This window comes from Kitasatospora sp. NPDC059722, from assembly GCF_042733235.1.
Classification (GTDB): Bacteria; Actinomycetota; Actinomycetes; order Streptomycetales; family Streptomycetaceae; genus Kitasatospora.
This window is the reverse complement of the sequence record NZ_JBHWGD010000019.1, coordinates 97257-119135: the sequence shown is the minus strand read 5'-3', so window position 1 is coordinate 119135 and position 21879 is coordinate 97257. Positions and strand designations below refer to the sequence as shown.

Here is a 21879-nt window from a genome sequence, read left to right as displayed (position 1 = left end):
CGCCCGGAGGGCGGGCCGTGCGGTGTCTGGGTGCGTGCATCGCAAGGCGGAGGAGGGAGTCCATGCGGAGCATCGGCGACCGACGACAACGCGGCGAGGCGCGTGCCCAGACGTCGCACGGCAGGCGGGGGTTCGAAGACAGACCCTAGGGCAGCGGGGCCCCGGACGGTGCAGGGGCGCGGCCGGAGTTCCCCCGGACGGCGGCTATCCGCGGCGGGTGCGGCGGTCCCGCGCGTCGAAGTCGGCCAGGGCGAGGGCGCCGGGCCGCAGGGCGGGCTCCAGGTGGTCCCGGAGGTCGTCGTCCAGGCCGCCGAGGGCCTCGGCGAGCTCCTCGGCGACGTCCTTGAGGATCTCCTGCGCGACGGCGTCGGCCGGCGTCCGCGGTCCGAGTTTGCTCACCGCCCCGGCCGCGCGGGCGGGGGTGAGGAGGGCGGAGGCCTGGACGAGCAGCCACGTGGGCACCCCGGCGGCGCCCTCCGGCGGTGCGACGTACGGGCGTGAGCCGTCGTAGCGCGAGTCCTCGGCGAAGGCCTTGTGCTTGACCTTCAGGATCGGACGGGCGGAGGCGCGTTGCCATTCCCCGGCCGGCTTGAGGACGTAGCCCTCGGCGAGGTTGTCGGCGAGCGCGGGCAGGCCGAGGAGCGCCGGGAGGCGAGTGGGGTAGGCGGGCGGCAGGTCCTGGAGCGTGGTCAGCGGGCCGTACCCGAGGGCGGGGACGCACGTGAGCCCGGCGGCCCGCGCGGCCTCCCGGACGGCGCGGTCGGCCAGCCACCACGAGCCCTCGGGCGCCTCGACGGCAGCGTCGAACGGCAGCCAGTGCAGACCGGGGGCGTACCAGACGCCCGTCTGCACCGGCTCGACGCCGACGACGGCGGGGACGTCCGGGTGCGGGTAACTCCCGCCCGCGAGCTCGCCGTAGACCGTCACCACCGCGTCCGCGCCCCGGTCGGCGCGCACGGCGGAGGCGAACCGGGCCGCCGCCACCGCGAGTTGTGGCCAGATCCGGCTGACCCCGAAGAACCCGTCCAGGTCGTCGTCGCCGAGCGCCTCGCGCCGTTTCGCCGGCCGCACGCCGTCCCGGTCGCACACCACCGCGAAGTGCGCGCCGTGCACCTTCTCCAGGGCCACCCACTCCCGCACCCCGGGTACGGCGAGCGGCCGCTTCGCCGGGATCTTCGGGTAGGGCGTCAGCTCGGGGCTCGTGGAATCGGACATACCGGAGATCATCCCCGGGCGTCCGCGCACGGGCAACGGGGATTCGCCGGACAGGCCGTAGGGTGCGGCCATGGACGAGACGGCGATGAAGGAGCAGTACGCCCGGGACGAGACGTGCCGGGCGCTGGGGATCGCGCTGGACGAGGTGGCGCTCGGGCGGGCCGTGATGCGGATGACGGTCGGCGCGGCGATGGTCAACCAGCACGGGACGGCGCACGGCGGGTACCTGTTCCTGCTCGCCGACGCGGCGTTCTCGTACGCGTGCAACAGCCACGGGCCGGTCACCGTCGCGCAGGCGGCGCAGGTGGTGTTCCTCGCGCCGGCGGCCGTCGGGGACGAACTGGTGGCGGAGGCGGTGGAGCGGACGCGGGCCGGGCGCAACGGCGTCTACGACGTCACGGTGCGGCGCCCGGCGGACGGCACGACCGTCGCCGAGTTCCGCGGCCAGAGCATCGTGATCGGCGGGCGGCCGCCCGTGAAGTAGACAGCCGCCCGCGGGTGTTCAGTCCTCCGGGCGTTCGTCGAGGACCTGCTGGAGCTTGCCCGTGCGCGGGTTGGTGACGAGGTCGGCGCGCGGGACCCACTCCACGGCGAGGTGGTGGATCGTGCCGAGCGCGACCTCCTCGGGGTAGAGCGGGCGGGCGGTGTAGACGGCCTCGACGAGGCGCTCGGACAGGCCCGGCGGGGGCTGTTCGGTGCAGCCGAGCCGCAGGATGAGGCCGTCGCGGCCGTCCCAGCGGCGCTGGACGAGCTGCGTCCCGGCGATGTGCCCGTCCGGGTCGGCGGCGAGGAGGACGGCGCGGATCTCCTCGGTGGGCATCGCGACCGGTCCGACCCTGGCGCCCTCGGCGGAGCGGCCGAGGAGGCGGAAGCGGCGGCACTCGCCGTCGGTCCACTCGGCGCGGTCGCCGGTGGGGTAGCGCAGGATCGGCATGAGGGTGCGGAAGAGGTTGGTGACGACGACCCGGCCGGGCACGCCCGGGGCGGTGACGACGTCGCCGGTGGCGTCGTCGATCAGCTCGACGACCGTCCGGTCCGGGAAGGCCTCGTGCACCCGGACGTCGTCGCCGGGCACCGGGGAGCCGACCAGTCCGGCGTCGTTGGAGGCGTAGCCGACGGAGGCGACGGCGGCCTTGGGGAAGGCGCGGGACAGGATCGGGCGCAGGTCGGCGAAGAGCAGGTCGCCGCCGAACAGCAGGAGTTCGACGGAGTCGGCGCTCTCGCCGCGCCGCACCAGGGCCTCGGCGACGGCGCTGAGCTTCATCGGCTCGCCGGCCAGGACGTGCACGCCGAAGCCGCCGATCAGGTCGGCGACGGCCTCGTCCGGGGCCGCGCCGCCGACGGCGAGGCGGACGTTCTCCACCGGCGCGTGGTGCAGGGCGTTCTCGATGTAGAGGAAGCCGCCGTAGAGTTCGCCGGCCATGAAGAGGTTGGCGACCCGGTGGCCCGGCCTGAGCCCGGCGCGGACCAGGCCGGCGCCGAAGGCCGTCACGGAGTCGGCGTGTTCGCCGCGGGTCCAGGGGGAGAACTTGGGGACGCCGGTGGTGCCGCCGGTCTTGTAGACGCCGGCGTCGGTGAGGGGGCCGGTCAGGACGCGGTTGTCGGGCCAGGTGTTGGCGGCCCAGAAGGCGGCCTGGTCGATCACCGGCAGCTGGGTGAGGTGGTCGATCCGGGCGGGCAGGCCGCGGTACAGCTCGGCGTAGAACGGCGAGTGTGCGCGGGCGAACGCGACCAGCTCGGACACGGATTTCGCGGGCATGTCGACTCCACGTCTCAAGAAGGGCTTTCGGACTGCCCGAGCCAGGTGCGGGCGAGCCGCCGGACGGCCGAGCCGTCGCGGTCGGCGAGTTTGGCGGCGAGGTACTCGGAGGCCCAGGGGCCGGTCGGCACCCGGAACGGCGGGTCCTCCTCGGAGAGCGTGCGCACCACGACGGCCGCGACCTCCCGGGCGGGCTGGCCGACGGCCTCCCACCCCTGCGAGCCGAGCCACTCCAGGTACCCCGCGAAGGTGGGCGCGTACGGGCCGGAAGCGGCGCGCAGGGTCTCCCGGTTCACGTCCGGGAAGATGCCGAAGGAGGAGTCCGGCACGAAGCCCGGGACGACGATCGAGACCCCCACGCCGTGCGCGGCGGCCACCGGGGCGAGCGCCTCCATGAACCCCTCGACGGCGAACTTGGCCGCGCAGTACGCCTCGTTGAAGGGCTGGCCGATGACGCCGTGCACGCTGCCGATGGTGACCAGCCGGCCGCCGGAGGCCCGCAGCAGGGGCATCGCGGCGCGGCTGACGGCGGCGACGCCGAAGAAGTTGACCTCCAGGTTGGCGCGCAGCGCGGCGTCGGTGGACATCTCCAGCGTCGGGTCGGAGTTGGCGACGCCGGCGTTGTTGACGACGGCGTCCAGCCGCCCGTACGTCCGCGCGACGTCGTCCACGCAGTCGTCGACGGACGCGGCCTCGGTGACGTCGAGGTGCCGGATGTCCAGGGTGACGCCGGCCCGGCGGGCCGCCTCCCGCAGCGGGCCCGAGCGGGCGGGGTCGCGCAGCGAGGCGACGGTGGTGAACCCGGCGCGGGCCGCCGCGACGGCGGTGGCCAGGCCGATGCCCGAGGACGTCCCGGTGACCAGGAGCACCCGCTCCCGGGCGCTCACGGCGTGCTCTCCGCGAGCTCGGCGGCCGGCTCGGGGACCGCCGCGTCGAGCAGCGGCTGGATGCCGAGGGCCGGGAGGAAGGAGCAGGCGGCCAGCAGGGTGCCGCCCGCCATGACGGTCCGGGCGGCGTCGAGGATGCCGAGCGGCCCGGTCAGGAGCGTCACGGCGAGGCCGCCGACGAGCGCGGCGAGCGGGATCACGCCCCATGTGACGGTCCGGAAGGCGGCGTGCATGACGCCCTGGTTGAGGGCGGACATCCGGGACTGCCGGGTGGGCGCGCTGCACACGTTGATGCAGGACATGAAGAAGCCGTAGCAGCCCATGCTCACGGCGATCACCGGCCCGGCCGGCAGTGCGGGCGCGGCGAGCACGCCGAGGCCGACCAGGCAGTGCAGGAGCAGCGACCAGGCCATCGTGCGTCCGAGGCCGAAGCGGGTGCTGAGCCGCGGGGCGACGAGGGCGCCGGCCAGCGCGCCGAGGGCGGCGACGGACATGGCCGCGCCGAACTCCCCGACGGAGACGTCGAGTCCGCGGTAGGCGAGCACCGGCAGGACGGTGACGAAGACCGGTCCGCCCGAGTTGAGCGTGACGGCCGCCAGCACGACGCGCCGCAGCACCGGGTCGGCCCAGTTGAGCCGGAAGCCGCGGGTGAGCCGCTCCCGGACCGAGCCTTCCTCGACGGTCCGCTCGCCCCACGGCCGCATGGACCGGAAGCAGACGGCCGAGACGAGGTAGCTGGCCGCGTCGACGAGCAGCGCCGCGACGCCGAGCGCGCTGTAGAGGGCGGCGGCGATGGAGGGCCCGGCGACCTCGGCGACGGAGCCGCTGCCCTCAAGGCGCGAGTACGCGCGGACCATGCCGTCCTCGGGCACGACGGCCGGGACGGCGACGAGGTAGCCGACGTTGAAGAAGATCGTCGCGCCGCTGATCACCGCGACGCAGCCGAACAGCAGCGGCGTGGAGAGCACGTCCAGCCAGTACGCGAGCGGGATCGCGGCGACGGCGGCGAGCCGGACGAGGTCGCAGCCGATCATCGTCCACCGCTTGTCCCAGCGGTCGACCAGGACGCCGGCGACCGGCCCGAGCAGCGGGATGCCGAGGTACTGGGCCATCGCGACGACGCCGACCTGGAGGGCGGAGGCGTGCAGCACGAAGATCATCAGGGTCGGGACGACGAAGACGGTGACCTTGTCGCCGACCAGGCTGACGGTCTGGCCGCCCCAGAACAGGTTGAACCCGCGGCCCAGCCGTGTGTTCACGCCTCCTCCCGCACGACCAGGGCGGCGGTCTTGCCGGTGCGGTCGTTGCCGATCAGCTCGGTGACCGCGCGGACCCGGACGTTTCCGGGGTCGTGCTGGAAGGCGGTGCTCAGCGTGAAGGTGGCGGCCATCAGCTCCTTGCGCAGCCCGTCGGTGTCCGGCGAGGCATCGGGGTCGGTCAGTAAGAGGACCTCCAACTCCGCTACCCGGCCGCCCTGTTGGGTGAGCACCACCTGGGCGCGGGCGACACCCGGCGTGCGCTCCGCGTGGGCGATCACCTCGTCCACGTCCAGTCCGAGGCCGCGGACCTGGACGACGCTGTCGCGGCGGCCGAGCACCCGCATCGCCGGGCCCGGCCGGCCGCACGGGCAGGTCGTCAACTCGCCCGCGTCGCCGGTGCGGTACCGCAGGACGGGGTTGAGCATGTGCGGGTTGAGGGTGGTGAAGTCGAGCAGGCCGTCCCGGTCGGCGTGCACCAGCTGGTCCGGCAGGGGGTGGAAGGTGTCGGGCGGGCAGTCGGGGGTGTTGGTGGCGACCACCCAGGTCTCGGTGCTGCCGAACATGCCCCAGCGGCGGGCCTGCGGGGCCACCACCGCGACGTCCTCGGCGAGTTGGGGCTGCCACGCCTCGCCGAGCCACAGCACCTTGCGCAGCGCGGGGAGTCGGATCCCGGCGGCGCGGGCGTGCGCGAACCAGAGCCGCAGGACGCTGGGCGTCCCGCCGACGGCCGTCACGCCGCGCGCGGCCATGAACTCCAGCCAGCCGCCGTACTCGTCCCTCGCCACCGAGCCGAGGGCGATGATCCGGCAGCCGGAGAGGTCGGCGAGCGCGGCGGCGAGGAAGTGCGCGCCCCACATCCGGCCGGCGCCCCACGCGTTGACGAAGACGTCCGAGCGGTCCAGCGGCTGCCAGTGGGCGTGCACGCCGGCCATGTAGAAGCCGGTCGGCGCGTAGCCGACCTTGGGGGCGCCGGTGCTGCCGCCGCTCTGGAACAGCCAGGTGGCGGCGTGCTCGGCGGCCGGCTCCAGGTGGGCGAGGGCGGTGTTGAGGTCGTCCTTGGCCAGCGGCGGGAGCGCGGCGAGGCCGTCGAGGGTGCGGACGTCCGGGTGCCCGTCGTAGCGGCCGGCGAGTCCGGGCACGGTCCGCAGGCGGTCGAGCGTGCGCCGGGCGACGGACAGGCGCGGGGCGGCTTCCTCCGGCAGGAGGGAGAAGGAGGTCATCGGAGATCCGTCCGGTGGTCGAGGGTCAGCGGCCGGGCGCCGTCGGCGAGCCACTTGGCGTGGCCGTCGCGGTAGGCGGTGAACCGGGCGCGGGTGACGTCCCGCTGGAGGGTGCGGTGCGGGTCGGTGTGGTCGGGGGCGATGACGCCGTCGGGTTCGAGTTCGGAGAACCAGTACGTCGTGCCGTCGTGCAGGAAGTCGACGCAGAAGAACGGGATCGGCAGCTTCTCGGCGAAGTAGCGGGTGGCTTCGGCGAGTTCGGGCGGCACGGGCGGGAACTCCATGCTGCCGCCGCGGCTCGCGTTGGCCACCGGGGAGCCGGCCTCGGGGGTGCGCTTCAGCACCGCGTACGGCTCGCCGTCGACGACGTAGACGCGGTAGTCGACGGTGCCGTCCCCGAGGTACGGCTGCACGACGAGCGTCGTGTCGCCGCCCTGGGCGAGGCTGGCCAGGCCCCGGACGTCCTCCGGGCCGCGGGCCAGGTTGATCCCGCCCCCGCCGCACCAGCCGGACGGCTTGACGATCGCCGGGTACGTCATGCCGCCGAGCGCCACCTCGTACTCGTGCTTGCCGATGTCCCGCCCGGTGCCGATCCGGACGGTCGGGATCGTCGGGACCGGGGAGCCTGCCAGGTAGAGGAGGGTGGCGAGCTTGTCGTTGCCGATCAGCGACACCTGCGGCGGGAACGGCAGGTAGAAGCCGGCCTGTTCGAGCACCGCGTAGAGCGCGTACTGGTTGAAGACGTCCATCGACTGGTACGGCAAGGAGTAGAGCGCGGTGATGAACAGCGTGTCCTCGGGGGTCACGGGTTCCTCGTCGACGTAGACGCGCGGGCGGCCGGGGCCGGTGGCGTCGACGCTGACGGACTCCGGGGCGTTCCTCGTCCAGCGCAGGCCGAGGTCGGCTGCGCACTCGGCGTAGAGGTCCCAGAAGAAGGGGTGCCACAGCGCGGCCATCCGGGAGGACTCCCGGTCGGGGAAGATCCAGCACAGCCGGCGCAACGGGCCGTCGGGCGTGGGGGACTCGCTCATCGTGCTCCTCGCGGTTCGAGAAGTTCTGGCCGTGCGGACCCGGTGGCCGGGCCGGACCACCAGCGCCGGCCGGCCTCGGGCAGGGTGTCCACCGGGTCGTAGAAGGGGAAGCGACGGTCGAGCGGGGCGTCCGTGCCCCCGTCGCCGGACTCCACGCTCGTGCGGTAGTTCTTCGTCCAGTACGAGATCCCGCGCTCGCGGTCGTAGGCCACCGCCTGGTGCACCCAGCGCTTGCCGACGTGCGGCACGTCGCACACGATGCGCGGGGTGGCGTAGCCGGGCAGGTAGCCCATGATCGCCTCCTGGAGGCGCTGGGCCTGGTGCAGCGGGGTCCGCCAGTGTTCGGCGTTGGGGATCATGTCGCAGAGGTAGAAGTAGTACGGCAGGATGTTCGCCTCGCCCTGGAGGGCGAAGCAGAGGTCCAGCAGGGCCTCCGGGGTCGCGTTGACGCCGCGCATGAGGACGCCCTGGTTGCGCACGTCCCGCACGCCCGCGTCGAGCAGCGCCCGGGCGGCCTCGGCGACCAGCGGGGTCACCGACTGCACGTGGTTGGCGTGGGTGTGCACGGCCAGGCTGACGGCGCGGCGGGCCGCGACCGCCGCCACCCGGGCGAGTCCGTCCAGCACCTGCGGCTGGAGCCAGTGCTGGGGCAGGCCGACCACGGCCTTGCTGGCGAGCCGGACGTCCCGCACCGAGCCGAGGTCCAGCAGCCGCAGCAGGAAGGACTCCAGGCGCGGCCAGGGCACGTTGGCGAGGTCGCCGCCGGAGACGACGACGTCGCGCACGGACGGGGTGCGTTTGAGGTAGTCGAGCATCTGCTCCTGGCGGTCCGCGGGGCGCAGTGCCAGGCGGGCCTTGGTGACCTGCGGGGTCGAGGTGCCGACGAGGTCCATCCGGGTGCACTGGCCGCAGTACTGCGGGCAGGTGGAGGTCAGTTCGGCGAGGACCTTGGTGGGGTAGCGGTGGGTGAGGCCCTCGACCGCCCACATGTCGGTCTCGTGCAGGGAGTCGCGCTCGGCCAGCGGGTGGCTGGGCCAGCGCGGGTGCCGGTCGCTGCGCACGGGCAGCATGTAGCGGCGGACGGGGTCGGCCAGGAACGCGTCGGTGAACGGGCCGGGCCGGGCCGGTGCGTGCGGGGCCATGGTGTTGAGCACGTGCGGCGGCAGGAGCATCGCCATGGTGGCGAACCCGGCCTGGTCGGCGGCGAGTTCGTCGTAGAAGCGGTCGTCGAGGAGGGTGCCGGCGAGGGCCCGCAGCTGCCGGGCGTTCTTGACCGAGTGGGCGCGCTGCCACTGGGGGTCGCGCCACTGGGCGGCGGTCACGTCGCGCCAGCCGGGCAGGCGGCGCCAGTCCGGCTCGGCGAGCGCGGTGCGGGTGTACTGGTACGGCTGGCGGATCACGTGGTGGTCCATGGCCGGGCTACGGGCGGGCGAGGAGGGCGGCGTGCCGGGTGCGCAGCTCGCGCTTGAGCACCTTCCCGGTGGGCCCGAGCGGGAAGTCCCCGGGCGTCCGGGCGATCCGGACGGCGGCGAGCGGGGCGAGACCGGCGGCGGCCAGGGCCCGGTTGGCGGCCGCCTGGACCTCGTCGGGGCCGCTCGCCTCGGCGTCCGCCTGCAACTGGACGACTGCGAGCGGTAGTTGGCCGCGTTCGGCGGGGACGCCGATCACCGAGCAGTCCCGCACGAGGTCGGCGCAGTCGGCGAGCAGCACCTCCTCGACCGGGAGGCTGTGGACGGGGCCGTCCGCGGTGTCGATGACGTCCACCGTCCGGTCGAGGTGGTAGAAGCGGCCGTCGGCGTCGCGGCGGGCGACGTCGCCGGTGAGCCAGTAGCCGTTCAGCTCGAAGGAGGCGGTCAGCCGGGGGTCGTTCCAGTAGCCGGGGGTCAGCGAGGGGGACACGACGCCCAGCAGCCCGACCTCGCCGTCCGGGAGTTCGGTGCCGTCGAGGCCGAGCACGGCGGCCTTCTCGACGACCTCCAGCGGCTTGCCGATGCAGCGGTCGTCGCGGGCGCTCTCGGGTGTGGTGATCTGGCCGAACAGCGCCATGCCCATCTCGGAGGATCCGAGGCCGTCGATGAACTGCGAACCGGGCAAGGCGGGTTGCTCGGCCCGCTCCTGCGGCAGCAGCCAGGGCCGGATCAGCCCGGCCGGCCGTTCGCCGAGCGTCACCAGGCGGCGGATGTGCCCGTGGTGGGCGCTGTCGCCGGTGTTGAACCAGGAGTGCACCTTCGCGGCCCCGCGCACGGGCAGTTCGCCGGTCGCGAGCTCGACGAAGGTGCGCGGGAAGGAGGCGACCATGGTCGGCCGGAACGCCTCCATGACCGGCTCGACGGCCGCGCGCCGCCAGTCGGACATGACGACGGTCGGCAGCCCGAGCAGGACGGCGGTGAGGAAGTAGCTCAGGCCGCCCGCGTGGGTGTGCGGCATGAGCGACATCAGCCGGTCGTACGGCTCGGCCGGGAAGCGCACCATGCGCGGCTGCTTGCCGTCCCAGAACCCGCGGTGGGAGAGCATCGTGGACTTCGGGGTGCCGGTGGTGCCGGAGGAGTGGATCAGTGCGACGACGTCGTCCGGGCCGTGCCGGTGCGGGTACGCCGAGGGCAGCCCGGCCCGGTCGGCGTCGAACGCGCGCACCTCGGCGGCGAGGGCGAGGAAGCGCGGGCGGCGCTGCGGGTCCTCGCGGTAGGCGGCGGCGAGCCGGGTGGTGTCGTCCGCGACGACGCCGACCACGCCGACGTGGTCGAGGTAGCGGACCAGCACGTCGTGCCGCAGCGCGTCGTTGACCAGTGCGGGGACGGCGCCGAGCGCGGTGAGCGCGAGGAAGTGCAGCAGCGGTTCCAGGCCCTCGCCGACGACGACCGCCACCGGCTCGCCGGGGCGCACGCCGTTGGCGTGGTACCAGGCGGCGTAGCGGTCGCGCAGGGCGGCGAGGTCGAGCAGGCTGTGGCCGCGCAGCACGACCTCGCCGCGGTGGTCGGTGCGGTGGGTGAAGACGAACGGGACCGTGCGGTGCGGGTTGGCCGCGAGGGCGTGGTCCAGGAAGTTGCCCGCGCCGAGGGCGGGTTCGGCCATCAGCCGCTCTCTGGCGGCGAGCGGGGCGACGGAACTGTGGTCGTTCATGGCGGTCTCCCGACGTGGGGTGCCGGGCGCGCGGCTCTCGTGGAGCCGGTGCCGGGCGGAAGGGGTGTGGATCAGGGCCGGGCGAGGATCTCGGCGGCGGCGCGGTGGCCGGAGCGGATCGCGCCCTCCATGAGCCCGAAGTAGGCGGTGCTGGTCTCGGTGCCGGCGAAGTGCACCCGGCCGTGCGGGGCGGTGAGCACAGGGCCGTGCGCGAGCCAGTCGCCGGGGCCGAGCAGGGCGGCGTAACAGCCTTGGCTGTACGGCTCGTTGACCCAGTCGGTGACGTGGCAGGCGAGGGGCTCGGGCAGCATGGGGAACAGCTGCGCGGCCTGTCGGACGGCCGCCTCGCGCTGTTCCCCGGCGCTGAGGGCGGCGAAGCGGTGCGCTTCGGCGCCGGTGACGAAGCCGGTGAGGACGCCCGGTCCGCCCTCGGGCGGGGTGTCGTCCACGGTGGAGAGCAGCGGGCCGCGGGCGTTGACCGACCAGCCGGACAGGCCGTGGTCGCGCCAGAGCGGCGCGGGGTAGACCAGGCTCGCCTTGATCGCGCAGCCGCGCGCGGTGCGTTCGCCGGCCCGGTGCGGCGGCGGCCCGGGGCGGTGCTCGATCGCGTCGGCGAGCAGTGGCGGCAGCGCCAGCACGGCGACGTCCGCGCGATAACTCCCTTGATCGGTACGGACGGTGACCCGGTCCGCATCCTGGTGCACGGCCCGGACGGGTTCGCCGAGCCGCACCCGCGCGCCGAGCCGCTCGGCCAGCCGCTCGCACACCTGGTGCGCGCCGCCGGCGACCCGGTCCTGCTGGGCGCCGCCCTCGAACGCGTTGAGGTAGCGCAGTCCGCCGCCGGAGCGCAGGTAGAACGCCATGTGCAGGACGGAGAGGTCGGCCGGGTCGGCGGCCATCATCTCGCCGAGGAAGAGCGGGAAGAAGAGCCGGGCGTCGGGGTGGGCGAGGTGCTGCTCGGCCCACTCGGCGGCGGTGAGGGTGTCCAGGTGTTCGGCGCCGGGGGTGAGCCAGGGCTCCTCCGGCCGGACGGCGGAGGTGAGTTCGTCCAACTGCTCGAACAGGTCGCCGAGCGCGACGGCGTTCAGCGGCGGGAACCGGCCGTCCCGGGTGGCGTGTTCGCCGCCGAGGGCGAAGCGGCTGGCGCCGGGCATCGTCGTCGGCGCGGTCTTGAGGCCCAACTCGTCGATGAGGGACAGGAGTTCGGTGTGCCGTTCGCCGAGGTAGGCGGCTCCGCCGTCGATCCACCGGCCGGGGGCGACCTCGATGCCGTGCGTGCGCCCGCCGACGCGGTCCCTGGCCTCCAGGACGGTGACGTCGATCCCCTGCGCCGCAAGGCGATCGGCGGTGGTGAGGCCGGCGAGGCCGGCGCCGACGACGACGGCGGCCCGGGGGGTCACGCCGCCCCCGTGATTCTCCCGGCGAGGCCGGCCGGGGTGGGCTCGGCCAGGAACTCCTCGAAGGTCAGCTCGACGCCGTGGCCCCGCGCGACGGCGCTGAGCACCCGGGTGGCGATCAGCGAGTCGCCGCCGAGCTGGAAGAAGTCGGAGTCGGCCGTGACGTCCTCGCGCTGGAGGACGCGGCGGAAGATGGCCACGACGTCGTCGGGCGTGGCCGGGGTGGTGGTGTCAACGCTCAATGGGGGTCTCCTTCGACCTGGTCGTGGAGGTGGCAGGGGCCACGGGGTCAGACGGCGTAGCGGCGGTGGCAGCCGGCGCGGTCGACCTTGCCGCTCGCGGTGAGGACGAGCCGGGGCACGACGGTCACCCGGCTGGGTACGAGGTGGCCGGGCACGCGTTCCCGCAGGTGGGCCAGTAGTTCGGTGTCGAGGGTGGTGCTGTCGGCGTGGGGCCGCGGCACGACGTAGGCGACGAGGGCCGAGCGCCCCGCGAGGGTCGCCGCGGTGACGGCCGCGGCCGACACGCCGGGGTGGGCGGCCAGGTGGGCCTCGACCTCGGTCGGGTCGACCCGGACGCCGCGGATCTTCACCTCGCCGTCCAGGCGTCCCTCGTGGGTGAGGACGCCGCCGTCCCCGGCGGCGACGCGGTCGCCGGTGCGGTACCAGCGCTCGCCGTCGACGGTGGTGAAGCGTGCCGCCGTGGCCTCTGGCAGGCCGCGGTAGCCGAGGGCGACGGCCGGCCCGCCGATCATCAACTCGCCGTCGTCGCCGATGCGTTCGCGCACATGGGGGAGGGCCCGCCCGATCGGCGCCCGCGCGGTGCGGTCCCACGTGCGCCCGGGGGCGAGCGGGCCGTGCAGGTCCACGGCGTGCGTGATCATGGTGGTCTCGGTGCTGCCGTAGGTGTTGAGCAGCCGGATCCGCCCGGTGCGCAGCCGGCTCCAGTCGGCCAGCCGGGCGGGGCTGGCCGACTCGCCGCCGATCACCAGCAGCCGGACGCACTCGGGCAGGGTGAGCCCGTCCTCGGCGAGGTGGAGCACGAGTTCGTGCCAGAAGGCGGTCGGCAGGTCGAGGACGGTGACGCCTTCGTGCTCGACCATCCGCAGGAAGCGGGGGAACGAGCCGCTGTGCGCGTCGGGGTCGACGACCAGCGCGGCGCCGGTGGCGAGGGTCGGCAGGATCTCCTCGAAGCAGGTGTCCCAGTTGAGGGAGGCGAACTGGAGCACGCGGTCGTCCGGCGTGAGGCCGAACAGCTCGCGCAGGGAGGGGACCGTCGCCGCGAGTGCGCGACGGGGAGTGACGACGGGTTTCGGCTGCCCGGTCGAACCCGACGTGAAGAGAATGTACGCCGGCCGTTCCCCGGCGTCCTCGGTGGCGCTCTCGGCGCGTTGTGCGGAGCCCGGCTCCGGCGGGTCCCCGGGGAATTCCCGGGCCTCGGGTAACTCGACCGAAGGAAGCCCGACTTGGGGTGACAGGGCGGTTCCGGTGACGACTGCCGAGCGGCACTCGGCCGCGGTTGTCATGGCCTCCTGGCGAGGCCCCGGAAATGCCGGATCGACCGGGCAATAGGCGCCGCCGGCGGCGAGGACGCCGAGCAGCGCGACAACGGTTTCCGGTGTGTGCACGGCCGGTACGGCGACCGTGCCCGGATCGGTGCCCAGGCGCGTGGCCAGGGCGTTCGCCGACTCGTGGAGCCGGCGGTAGGTCAGGGCGCGTCCACGGTGGACGATCGCCGGACGGTCGGGATATCGACGTGCCATTTCGATGAACACGTCGAACAGGTCGGGGACGACCTGGAGGGTACCGCGAATATTTGACATGCCCGCCCCAAATGACGCTCAGAAGTGCTCATCCGTGCTCGGCGAACGGCGACTCTACCTTCGAACATGCGTGGGGACAATGTCCGTTGGGAATGTTCTTCGAGGGGGGTGTGGGCGAACTGTGAATCCAGGCCCGATACTTCGGCGGTTCGGGTGGGGAAGGGTCCGGCCGGGCGACCGGGGAGTGGTGGTGCGGTGACGGAGCGTCGCCGATCCGACGAGGCGTCAGGACCTGAGCGGGGCCGACCACATGAGCCGGGTGCCGCCGCCCTCGGCCGTGCTCGCCTCGAACGTGCCGCCCACCCGCTCGGCCCGCTCGGCGAGGTTGCGCAGCCCGCTGCGCCGGCCGCCCTCCGGCAGACCCGCGCCGTCGTCCACGACGGTCAGCGAGACCCGCCCGGCGATCGCGCGGAGCGTCACCTCGACCCGGCCCGCCCCGGCGTGCCGGGCGGCGTTGCTCAGCGCCTCGCCGAGCACCGCGACCACGTGCTCGGCCAGCTCCTGCGGCACGTCGGTGTCGAGGAGGCCCTCCATGCTCAGCCGGGGCGGGAAGCCGAGCGTCGCCTGCGCCTCGGTGACGGCGCGCGTGGTGCGCGCCCGCAGGCCGCGGTCGGGCTCGCTGTGGGCCCGCAGGCCGAAGATCGTCGAACGGATGATCTTGATGGTCTCGTCCAGGTCCGCGACCGCCCGCCCGACCCGGTCGGCCGCCGCCGGGCTGTCGATCAGCCGGCCCGCGCTCTGCAGCGTCATCCCGGTCGCGAACAGCCGCTGGATCGCCAGGTCGTGCAGGTCCCGGGCGATCCGGTCGCGGTCCTCCAGCAGCGTCAACTGCTCGGCGTCGCGTCGTCGTTCGGCCAGTTCGAGGGCGAGCGCGGCCTGGTCCGCGAAACCCAGCAGCGGGCCCGTCTCGGCCGCGCTGAAGGCCGGCTGCCCGGCCGCCCGCGCGAGCAGCAGCACGCCCCGCCCGTACCCCGAGCCGGTGCCCAGCGGCACCGCGACCGCCGGCCCGAGCCCGTCGAACCGCCCGGCCGGGCCCGCCGGATACCGTCCGTCGCAGGCCAGCCCGTCACTGGTCACCGGCGAACCGGACGCGTACGCCGCCCCCGACAGCGTGCCGTCCACCGGCACCGTGACCCCCAGTCGCTCGGCCGGCGTGCCACCCAGCGCGACCTCGACCGCCAGCTCCTGTGCCCGCTCGCCCGGCTCGGCCGGCGCCATCGACACGTCCGCCAGCTCGGCGCCGGCGATCTCCCGCGCCCGGCGGGCGATCAGCTCCACCACCGCCAGGCGTGGCGCGCCGGACAGCAGGCTCCGGGTGATCTCCGCGCTCGCCCGCAGCCAGCGCTGCTGGCGCTGCGCCTCCTCGTACAGCCGCGCGTTGTCGATCGCGACCCCGGCCGCGACGGCCAGCGTCGAGATCACCGCCTCGTCGTCCGCGTCGAAGTCCAGGCCGCCGCGCTTGTCGGTGAGGTACAGGTTCCCGAACACCTCCCCGCGCACCCGCACCGGCACCCCGAGGAAGGTGGTCATCGGCGGGTGGCCGGGCGGGAACCCGGCCGAGGCCGGGTGGTCCGACAGCATCGGGCAGCGCAGCGGGCGCGGGTCGCGGATCAGCTCGCCGAGGATGCCCCGGCCGGACGGCGGCGGGCCGATCTCGGCGATCTCCCCGTCCGTCATCCCGACCGTGCGGAACTCGGACAGCGAGTGCCCGTCCGCGCCGATCACGCCGAGCGCGGCGTAGCGGGCGTCCACCAGGTCGGCGGCGGCCTCGACGATCCGGTGCAGCGCCTGGGCGAGGTCCAGCTCCCGGCCGACCGCGAGCACCGCCTCCAGCAAGCTGTGCACGCGGTCCTGGGTGCCGCGGGCCGCGTCGATGCGCCACTGGAGCTCTTCCAGCGGCTCGTCCAGCCGCAGCCGGGGCATCCGCGCGCCGCCGCCGGCCGCGGGGGTGCCGTCCGCCGGAATCCCCTGCGCGCCGCCCACCCCGTACTCCTCCAGTCGCCCGCCGCACCCCGGGTCAGAAGCGCCCTGACCGGGAGGATTGTCGGATTCACCGTAGTGCCCGGGTGTCGCCCCGCCGCACCCCGGGGTCGCCCGTAGGCTCCGTCGGGCGGGCCTTTCGTCCCGTCCCCGGGGGCCCTGCGGCCTCTGCCGCGCGGGCGGCGTGGCCGGAGAGGGTGGGGGAGCAGCGGACGGAACGTCAGCACACCCACCGTCCGGCAACGGCCACCGAGGGAAGGACCTCCTGCCATGACGCCACTCGTACTCGCCGGGGTCGACGGCTCGACCGGCAGCGCCGCCGCCGCCCGCTGGGCCGCCGGGGAGGCGGAACGCCGCGGGGTGCCGCTGCGCCTGGTGCACGCCTGGCCGTGGCTCACCGACGGCCGCAACGCCATGGCCGAGCCCGACCACCTGCCGGCCGTCGCCGAGCGCGTCCTCGCCGACGCCGCCGCCGAGCTGCGCGCCGCCCACCCCGGCCTCGACGTGCGGACGGACGTCGTGCTCGACGCGCCCGTCGACGGCCTGGTCGCCGCCGCCGAGGACGCCGGCCTGCTCGTGGTCGGCTCGCGCGGGCTCGGGGGCTTCGCCGGGCTGATGCTCGGCTCCGTCGGCATGGCCGTGGCGGCGCGCAGCAGTGTGCCGGTGGTCGTGGTGCGTGAGCGGCAGGAGGGTGCGGGCGGGTCGGACGTCGTGGTCGGCGTCGACGTCCAGGAGCCGGACGAGGGCGTCCTCGGCTTCGCGTTCGCCGAGGCCGCCCGGCGCCGGGCGCGGGTGCGGGCGGTGCACGGCTGGGACCTGCCGCCGGTGTTCGCGTACGCGGGCTGGGTGCCGCAGGCCGCGGAGATCTCCCAACTGGAGGCGACGGAGGAGAAGATGCTCTCCCTCGCCCTGGCCGGGCAGCGGGAGCTGCACCCCGGCGTGGAGGTGGTCGAGGAGGTCCGGCTGGGCGCGGCCGGGGCACTCGTCGAGGCCTCGGCGGGCGCGGCGCTGGTGGTCGTCGGCCGCAAGCGCCGCAGGGTCGACCTCGGCCCGCGCCTCGGCCGCATCGCGCACGCGGTGCTGCACCACGCCAAGGCGCCGGTGGCGGTCGTCCCGCACGGGTGATCCGGACGGAGGCGGCGGGCCCGCGGCCCGCCGCCCCCTCGGTCACGGCCGTGAACCCGGCGGCCGCACCTGGGCCTTGAGCCGGAGGTCCGGGCTGTGCCGGAACGTGAGCGTGAAGTCCACCCACTGGCCCGCCCGCAGCGGTGGCGGCGCGGCCATCATCAGGTCGGAGTCCTCCGGGGACAGCACCAGCTCGCCGCGCGCCGGCACCGGCAGCGCGGTCACGGCCTCCCACCGCCCGGCCGCGCCCTGGTGCAGGTGCCGCTTCAGTGTGATCGGGCCGCCGAACTCCCAACTCGCACCGGTCAGTTCGTCCGGTATGTCGCCGGGGTTGCGGATCGTGAAGAACGCCGTCGTGGCCGGCGCGGCCCCCGCCGTCGGCAGCAGCACCCACCCGTCCCCGGTGGCCTCGACCGGCCGGGGACGCCCGGCGCCGCCGACGGCCGTCCAGCCGCTCAGCAGGACGAGCGCCAGCACCGCCGCCCCGACGGGCGGGCCGACCACCTTGAGCCGCTCGATCATCACCGCCGGTCCCCCTTCCGGGTGTTGCCGCGTCCGGGCTGCCACGTGCGCAGCCGCAGGCTGTTGCCCACCACGAGCAGTGAACTGAGCGACATCGCGACCGCCGCCAGCATCGGGTTCAGCAGCCCGACGGCCGCCAGCGGGATGAGCACGACGTTGTAGCCGAACGCCCACAGCAGGTTCGTCCGGATCGTGCCCAGCGTGCGCCGGGCCAGGCGGACGGCGTCCACCACGGCCTCGATGTCGCCTCGCACCAGCGTGAGCCCGGCCGCGCCGATCGCGGCGTCGCTGCCCGAGGCCAGCGCGACCCCGAGGTCCGCCGAGGCCAGCGCCACCGCGTCGTTGACGCCGTCGCCGACCACCGCCGTCGTCCGCCCGGCGGCCTTCAGCTCGGCCACCACCTCGGCCTTGCGCTCCGGCGACGCCGAGGCGTGCACCCGCTCGATGCCGAGCTCGTCCGCCACCGCCCGGGCCGCGCCGGGGCCGTCGCCGGTGAGCAGGACCGTCTCCAGGCCCATCCCGCGCAGCCGGTGCAGCGCCCGCCAGCTGCCGGAGCGCACGGTGTCGCCGACGGCGAGGACGGCCTCCGCCCGGCCGTCGAGCTCCACGACCACGGCCGTACGGCCCGCCCGGCCGGCCTCGGCGACCGCCTCCGCGAGGACCGGCGGGAGGTCGACGGCATCCGGACGGACCACCCGCACCGCCCGGTCCTCGACCGTCCCGGCCACCCCGACCCCGGCCGTCGCCCGGAAACCGCTCACCGGCGGCAGTTCCCCGCACCGCTCCCTGGCCGCCGCCGCGACGGCCCGCCCGATCGGGTGCTCCGACCGGTGCTCCACCGCACCGGCCAGCCGCAGCGCCTCGGCCGCCTCCTGGTCGACGTCGTCGACCGTGGTGACCGCCGCGAGCCGCATCCGCCCGGTGGTCAGCGTCCCGGTCTTGTCCAGCACCACGGTGTCGACCCGCCGCAGGCTCTCCAGCACCTCGGGCCCGCGCACCAGCACGCCGAGCTCCGCGCCCCGCCCGGTCGCCGCGAGCAGCGCCGTCGGCGTCGCCAGCCCCAGCGCGCACGGGCAGGCCACCACGAGCACCGCGACCGCCGCCGTCACCGCCGCCTGCGGGGCCGCGCCCGCGCCCAGCCAGAAGCCCAGCACGCTCACCGCGACCGCCAGCACGCACGGCACGAACACCCCGGCCACCGCGTCCGCGAGCCGCTGCGCCCGTGCCTTGCCCGCCTGGGCGTCGGCCACCAGGGCGGTGATCCGGGCGAGCTGGGTGTCCGCGCCGACCGCCGTCGCCCGCACCACGAGGGCGCCGCCGACGTTCACCGTCGCGCCCGCCACCCGGTCCCCGGGGCCGACCTCGACCGGCACGCTCTCGCCGGTCAGCAGGCTCAGGTCGAGCGCCGAACCGCCCTCGACCACCACGCCGTCGGTGGCCACCCGCTCACCCGGCCGCACCACGAACTCCTGCCCCGGAAGCAGCAGTTCGATCGGCACCAGCCGTTCCTCGCCGCCCTCCCGGACGCACACCTCCTTCGCGCCCAGCTCGGCCAGCGCCCGCAGCGCCGAACCACTGCGCCGCCGCACCCGGCCCTCCAGCAGCCGCCCGGCCAGCACGAACAGCGGGACGCCGACGGCCGCCTCCAGGTACACGTGCGCCGCGCCGCCGCCGTCGGCCGTCAGCGAGAACGGCATCCGCATGCCGATGGCACCCGCCCCGCCGAACAGCAGGGCGTACGCCGACCAGCCGAAGGACGCCAGCACCCCGAGGCTCACCAGCGTGTCCATCGTCGCCGCCGCGTGCCGCAGCCCTTGCCACGCCCGCCGGTGGAAGCCCGCCGAACCCCACGTCACCACCGGTATGGCCAGCCCGAAGCACACCCACTGCCAGGCCGGGAACTGCAGCGACGGCACCATCGACAGCACCAGCACGGGCACGGCCAGCAGTGCCGTCACCAGCAGCCGCCACCGCCCGTCCGATTCCTCCTCCGCCGGGCCGACGGCCGCCCCGGCCGCCACCGGCTCGGCCGTGTAGCCGGCCCGTTCGACGGCCGACACGAGCTCCTCGACGGCCACGCCGGCCGGGTGCAGCACCCGCGCCCGGCCGGTGGCCAGGTTCACCCCGGCCGACACGCCCTCGATCCTCGCCAGCCGCTTCTCCACCCGGCCCACGCACGCCGCGCAGGTCATCCCGCCGACCGCCAGGTCGGTGCTCACCAGCGCCCCGGCGCCGGCCCCCGCGACCGCGCTCACCGCATGCCTCCCATGTCGTGCCCGGACATCCCGGGCGAGCCGCCGCCCCCGACCCCGGGCGTCAGCCCCGGCGACACCGGCCCCGCCTGACGGCCCACGGCGTACGCCACCGCGAACACCACCACCAGCAGCAGGGCGAACCCCGCCAGCACACTCAACGGCCGGACTCCCGGCGACTTCGCACTCACCCCCCACCAGTCGGACGGCGAACCGGAGTGGTTCCCGTACGGTTCGAAGTCCGCGGAAATCGCCCGCGACGGCCCGGTCCCGGTGCCGGTGCGGGGGGTGGCGGCCGGCCGGCCCGGGAGCAGCCGCGGGTCCACTCGAACGGGTGTGCAGGTCTCGCCGTCCCGCCGCCGCGCCCCGAAGCATGGGGTGCAGGACACGCCGAGCGAGAAGAGGCAACCTGCCGTGCGCGAACTCCACACCCACCCGGGCCCCCGCCGCCGGACGGCCCCCCGCGTGGTCGCCCTGACCGCGATGCTGGCCGCCGGGGGCGTCCTGGCGGCGGCGTGCAGCAGCTCGTCGACCAACCCGTCGATCGTGCGCACCTCGGGCCCCTCGCCCGCCGAGTCCGCCGCGGCCACCGAGTCCGCCTCGCCCTCGGCGAGCGCTTCGCCGTCCCCCGGGCCCGAGGCCGCCGCCTCGTCGGCCGCGGCGGCGGCCGCCTTCGCCGCGTCCGTCTCCGCCCAGCAGGCGATGGCCCACGACAAGGCCGTCTCCGCCCTCGCCCAGGCCCCCAACGGCGGCAACGCCCTCGGCGCGGTCACGATCACCGGCGTCCCGCTCGCGGACACCGGCGGCCTGCCGGCCGTCGTGGTGACCATCCGCAACAACGGCCTGGACACCGCCTCCTACGCCGTGCAGGTCGACTTCACCGACACCAACGGCATGACGGTCGACAGCACCGTCGTGGGCGCCGAGAACGTCCCGCGCGACGAGTTGGCGTCCCCCGTGGCGTTCAGCAGCCACACCGAGCAGCGGCTGGTCCCGGTGGTGGTGAAGGCCGTCCGGTACTGACCGGCCGACCGTCCTCAGGGCCGGACGGACCGCGGCCCGGTGACGTCGGCGCCGAGCGCACCGACCCGGGCCCGCAGCTCGCGGTCGGCGGTGACGACCAGGCAGTCCCGGTCCGGCCGCTCGGCCCTGGCAGCCCGGACCACCTCGACGATCAGGTCGTCGCCGCTCCCCGCGGCGGCGACCACCCGGACCCCGGGCACCTCCGCCACGCCGCGCGCCGCGCCCTCGACCACCAGCACCACGTCCAGTGGCCCGGCCCGCCCGGGCAGCCCCCGCCCGGCGACGGGGACCAGCGCGTCGCGCAGCCGCTCGGCCGCCCCGCGCCGGTCCCGCCACCACCCGTCGGGCACCGACCCGACGACGTTCGCACCGTCCACGACCAGCAGCGGCACCGCGTTGTCACCCATGACCGGAAAGCCTGCCACGCCGGGCCCGCCCGCCGGTCGCACCCACGAGGGAAGTGGCCCATGCACACCCGCATCGACGAGATCGGCGACCGCATCTACCGCGTCTCGACGTACGTCCCGGAGATCGCGCCGCCCGCCGGCTTCACGTTCAACCAGTTCCTGGTCGACGCCGAGGAGCCGCTGCTCTTCCACACCGGCATGCGGGCGCTGTTCCCGGCCGTGTCGGAGGCGATCGGCCGCGTCGTGCCGCTGGAACGGCTGCGCTGGGTGACGTTCGGACACGTCGAGGCCGACGAGTGCGGGTCGATGAACGAGTTCCTGGCCGCCGCGCCGAACGCGCGGGTCGCGCACAACACGCTGGGCTGCCTGGTGTCGCTGAACGACCTCGCCGACCGCCCGCCGGTGCCGATGGACGACGGCGAGCCGCTGGACCTCGGCGACGTGCTCGACCTCGGCGGCCGGCGGGTGCGGCGGCGGGTGCGCAACCTCAACACCCCGCACGTGCCGCACGGCTGGGAGGCCCGCGTCCTCTTCGAGGAGCAGACCCGCACCCTCTTCTGCGGGGACCTCTTCACCCACCTCGGCGACGGCCCGCCCGTCACCGACGGGGACCTCGTCGAGGCGGCCCTCGAATCCGAGCGGCTGTTCCGCCAGACGTCCTGCCTGACCGCCGCCGCGACGACGCTGCGCGCCCTCGCCGAACTCCGGCCGCGCACGCTCGCCGTGATGCACGGCTCGTCCTTCCACGGCGACGGCGCCGCCGCGCTGAACGGCCTGGCGGACGCGCTGGAGCAGCGGTTCGGCCCGGAGTCCGACTTCGTCGGCCTGCCCAGCGTCCTCGCGGACCCGCACCCGTAGGC

At 75.2% G+C, this 21879-nt stretch carries 20 protein-coding genes; 4 read left to right on the top strand and 16 right to left on the bottom strand.

What is annotated here, in order from left to right; all coding sequences use genetic code 11:
* Positions 1-204: 204 nt before the first annotated feature.
* Positions 205-1215, bottom strand: a complete 1011-nt coding sequence (locus tag ACFV4F_RS15600; protein ID WP_380502833.1) for an RNA ligase family protein — start codon at positions 1213-1215, stop codon at positions 205-207.
* Positions 1216-1285: 70 nt separating this feature from the next.
* Between ACFV4F_RS15600 and paaI the strand changes: the two genes are divergently transcribed.
* Positions 1286-1699, top strand: a complete 414-nt coding sequence (paaI, locus tag ACFV4F_RS15595) for a hydroxyphenylacetyl-CoA thioesterase PaaI (protein WP_380494980.1) — start codon at positions 1286-1288, stop codon at positions 1697-1699.
* Between the two features lie 18 nt (positions 1700-1717).
* Here paaI and ACFV4F_RS15590 read toward each other — a convergent pair whose 3' ends face one another.
* The 11 genes from ACFV4F_RS15590 to ACFV4F_RS15540 form a co-directional block, all read right to left on the bottom strand.
* Entirely contained in the window at positions 1718-2974 is a 1257-nt protein-coding gene (locus tag ACFV4F_RS15590; RefSeq protein ID WP_380502829.1) for a phenylacetate--CoA ligase family protein, read from the bottom strand.
* A 14-nt stretch (positions 2975-2988) separates the two neighbouring features.
* Entirely contained in the window at positions 2989-3861 is an 873-nt protein-coding gene (locus tag ACFV4F_RS15585; RefSeq protein ID WP_380502826.1) for an SDR family NAD(P)-dependent oxidoreductase, read from the bottom strand.
* Positions 3858-5120 carry an MFS transporter gene (locus ACFV4F_RS15580; RefSeq protein WP_380502823.1) on the bottom strand — a complete coding sequence of 421 codons (1263 nt, stop codon included), beginning with the start codon at positions 5118-5120 and terminating at the stop codon, positions 3858-3860. The genes ACFV4F_RS15585 and ACFV4F_RS15580 overlap by 4 nt, the downstream gene beginning before the upstream one ends.
* Complete coding sequence (locus ACFV4F_RS15575; RefSeq protein ID WP_380502820.1) at positions 5117-6340, bottom strand: phenylacetate--CoA ligase family protein; 1224 nt, start codon at positions 6338-6340, stop codon at positions 5117-5119. The genes ACFV4F_RS15580 and ACFV4F_RS15575 overlap by 4 nt, the downstream gene beginning before the upstream one ends.
* Positions 6337-7371, bottom strand: coding sequence for a RimK family alpha-L-glutamate ligase (locus tag ACFV4F_RS15570; protein ID WP_380502818.1), 1035 nt, complete (start codon positions 7369-7371; stop codon positions 6337-6339). The genes ACFV4F_RS15575 and ACFV4F_RS15570 overlap by 4 nt, the downstream gene beginning before the upstream one ends.
* Complete coding sequence (locus ACFV4F_RS15565; protein ID WP_380502815.1) at positions 7368-8771, bottom strand: KamA family radical SAM protein; 1404 nt, start codon at positions 8769-8771, stop codon at positions 7368-7370. Before ACFV4F_RS15565 ends, ACFV4F_RS15570 begins: the two co-directional genes overlap by 4 nt.
* 19 nt (positions 8772-8790) lie before the next feature.
* On the bottom strand, positions 8791-10491 hold the full coding sequence (locus tag ACFV4F_RS15560; protein WP_380502813.1) for a class I adenylate-forming enzyme family protein: 1701 nt from the start codon (positions 10489-10491) through the stop codon (positions 8791-8793).
* Between the two features lie 71 nt (positions 10492-10562).
* Positions 10563-11891 (bottom strand): flavin monoamine oxidase family protein, encoded by a 1329-nt coding sequence (locus ACFV4F_RS15555; RefSeq protein WP_380502810.1) that lies wholly within the window; start codon positions 11889-11891, stop codon positions 10563-10565.
* Positions 11888-12130 carry a phosphopantetheine-binding protein gene (locus ACFV4F_RS15550; protein WP_380494963.1) on the bottom strand — a complete coding sequence of 81 codons (243 nt, stop codon included), beginning with the start codon at positions 12128-12130 and terminating at the stop codon, positions 11888-11890. The genes ACFV4F_RS15555 and ACFV4F_RS15550 overlap by 4 nt, the downstream gene beginning before the upstream one ends.
* A 47-nt stretch (positions 12131-12177) precedes the next feature.
* Positions 12178-13710, bottom strand: a complete 1533-nt coding sequence (locus tag ACFV4F_RS15545; protein WP_380502807.1) for an amino acid adenylation domain-containing protein — start codon at positions 13708-13710, stop codon at positions 12178-12180.
* Between the two features lie 225 nt (positions 13711-13935).
* Positions 13936-15633 carry a GAF domain-containing protein gene (locus ACFV4F_RS15540; protein WP_380502845.1) on the bottom strand — a complete coding sequence of 566 codons (1698 nt, stop codon included), beginning with the start codon at positions 15631-15633 and terminating at the stop codon, positions 13936-13938.
* Positions 15634-15960: 327 nt separating this feature from the next.
* On the opposite strand from ACFV4F_RS15540, the gene ACFV4F_RS15535 reads away from it, so the two are divergent.
* Positions 15961-16815, top strand: a complete 855-nt coding sequence (locus ACFV4F_RS15535) for a universal stress protein (protein WP_380502804.1) — start codon at positions 15961-15963, stop codon at positions 16813-16815.
* Positions 16816-16857: 42 nt separating this feature from the next.
* Here the strand turns inward: ACFV4F_RS15535 and ACFV4F_RS15530 are convergent, their stop codons facing one another.
* The 3 genes from ACFV4F_RS15530 to ACFV4F_RS15520 are packed head-to-tail and all read right to left on the bottom strand — an operon-like array spanning position 16858 to position 19750.
* On the bottom strand, positions 16858-17337 hold the full coding sequence (locus ACFV4F_RS15530; RefSeq protein ID WP_380447281.1) for a copper chaperone PCu(A)C: 480 nt from the start codon (positions 17335-17337) through the stop codon (positions 16858-16860).
* Positions 17337-19592, bottom strand: a complete 2256-nt coding sequence (locus ACFV4F_RS15525; protein WP_380502801.1) for a heavy metal translocating P-type ATPase — start codon at positions 19590-19592, stop codon at positions 17337-17339. Before ACFV4F_RS15525 ends, ACFV4F_RS15530 begins: the two co-directional genes overlap by 1 nt.
* Entirely contained in the window at positions 19589-19750 is a 162-nt protein-coding gene (locus ACFV4F_RS15520; protein WP_380447285.1) for a hypothetical protein, read from the bottom strand. The genes ACFV4F_RS15525 and ACFV4F_RS15520 overlap by 4 nt, the downstream gene beginning before the upstream one ends.
* 253 nt (positions 19751-20003) lie before the next feature.
* Between ACFV4F_RS15520 and ACFV4F_RS15515 the strand changes: the two genes are divergently transcribed.
* A complete protein-coding gene (locus tag ACFV4F_RS15515; RefSeq protein ID WP_380494952.1) occupies positions 20004-20612 on the top strand; it encodes a hypothetical protein in 609 nt (202 codons plus the stop codon).
* 14 nt (positions 20613-20626) lie between these two features.
* Here the strand turns inward: ACFV4F_RS15515 and ACFV4F_RS15510 are convergent, their stop codons facing one another.
* The gene (locus ACFV4F_RS15510) at positions 20627-21019 is read right to left on the bottom strand and encodes an NTP pyrophosphohydrolase (RefSeq protein ID WP_380502798.1); all 393 of its coding nucleotides are present in this window, start codon (positions 21017-21019) and stop codon (positions 20627-20629) included.
* A gap of 60 nt (positions 21020-21079) precedes the next feature.
* Here ACFV4F_RS15510 and ACFV4F_RS15505 point away from each other — a divergent pair, with 60 nt between their 5' ends.
* Complete coding sequence (locus ACFV4F_RS15505; RefSeq protein ID WP_380494949.1) at positions 21080-21877, top strand: MBL fold metallo-hydrolase; 798 nt, start codon at positions 21080-21082, stop codon at positions 21875-21877.
* The last annotated feature ends 2 nt before the right edge of the window (positions 21878-21879 follow it).

What these genes read in the sequence shown, in the direction of transcription:
- ACFV4F_RS15545 (WP_380502807.1), bottom strand. Translation starts at nt 13,710, where the DNA reads ATGTCAAATATTCGCGGTACCCTCCAGGTCGTCCCCGACCTGTTCGAC.
- ACFV4F_RS15575 (WP_380502820.1), bottom strand. Translation starts at nt 6,340, where the DNA reads ATGACCTCCTTCTCCCTCCTGCCGGAGGAAGCCGCCCCGCGCCTGTCC.
- ACFV4F_RS15505 (WP_380494949.1), top strand. Translation starts at nt 21,080, where the DNA reads ATGCACACCCGCATCGACGAGATCGGCGACCGCATCTACCGCGTCTCG.
- ACFV4F_RS15530 (WP_380447281.1), bottom strand. Translation starts at nt 17,337, where the DNA reads ATGATCGAGCGGCTCAAGGTGGTCGGCCCGCCCGTCGGGGCGGCGGTG.
- ACFV4F_RS15590 (WP_380502829.1), bottom strand. Translation starts at nt 2,974, where the DNA reads ATGCCCGCGAAATCCGTGTCCGAGCTGGTCGCGTTCGCCCGCGCACAC.
- paaI (WP_380494980.1), top strand. Translation starts at nt 1,286, where the DNA reads ATGGACGAGACGGCGATGAAGGAGCAGTACGCCCGGGACGAGACGTGC.
- ACFV4F_RS15600 (WP_380502833.1), bottom strand. Translation starts at nt 1,215, where the DNA reads ATGTCCGATTCCACGAGCCCCGAGCTGACGCCCTACCCGAAGATCCCG.
- ACFV4F_RS15570 (WP_380502818.1), bottom strand. Translation starts at nt 7,371, where the DNA reads ATGAGCGAGTCCCCCACGCCCGACGGCCCGTTGCGCCGGCTGTGCTGG.
- ACFV4F_RS15540 (WP_380502845.1), bottom strand. Translation starts at nt 15,633, where the DNA reads ATGCCCCGGCTGCGGCTGGACGAGCCGCTGGAAGAGCTCCAGTGGCGC.
- ACFV4F_RS15510 (WP_380502798.1), bottom strand. Translation starts at nt 21,019, where the DNA reads ATGGGTGACAACGCGGTGCCGCTGCTGGTCGTGGACGGTGCGAACGTC.
- ACFV4F_RS15560 (WP_380502813.1), bottom strand. Translation starts at nt 10,491, where the DNA reads ATGAACGACCACAGTTCCGTCGCCCCGCTCGCCGCCAGAGAGCGGCTG.
- ACFV4F_RS15535 (WP_380502804.1), top strand. Translation starts at nt 15,961, where the DNA reads ATGACGCCACTCGTACTCGCCGGGGTCGACGGCTCGACCGGCAGCGCC.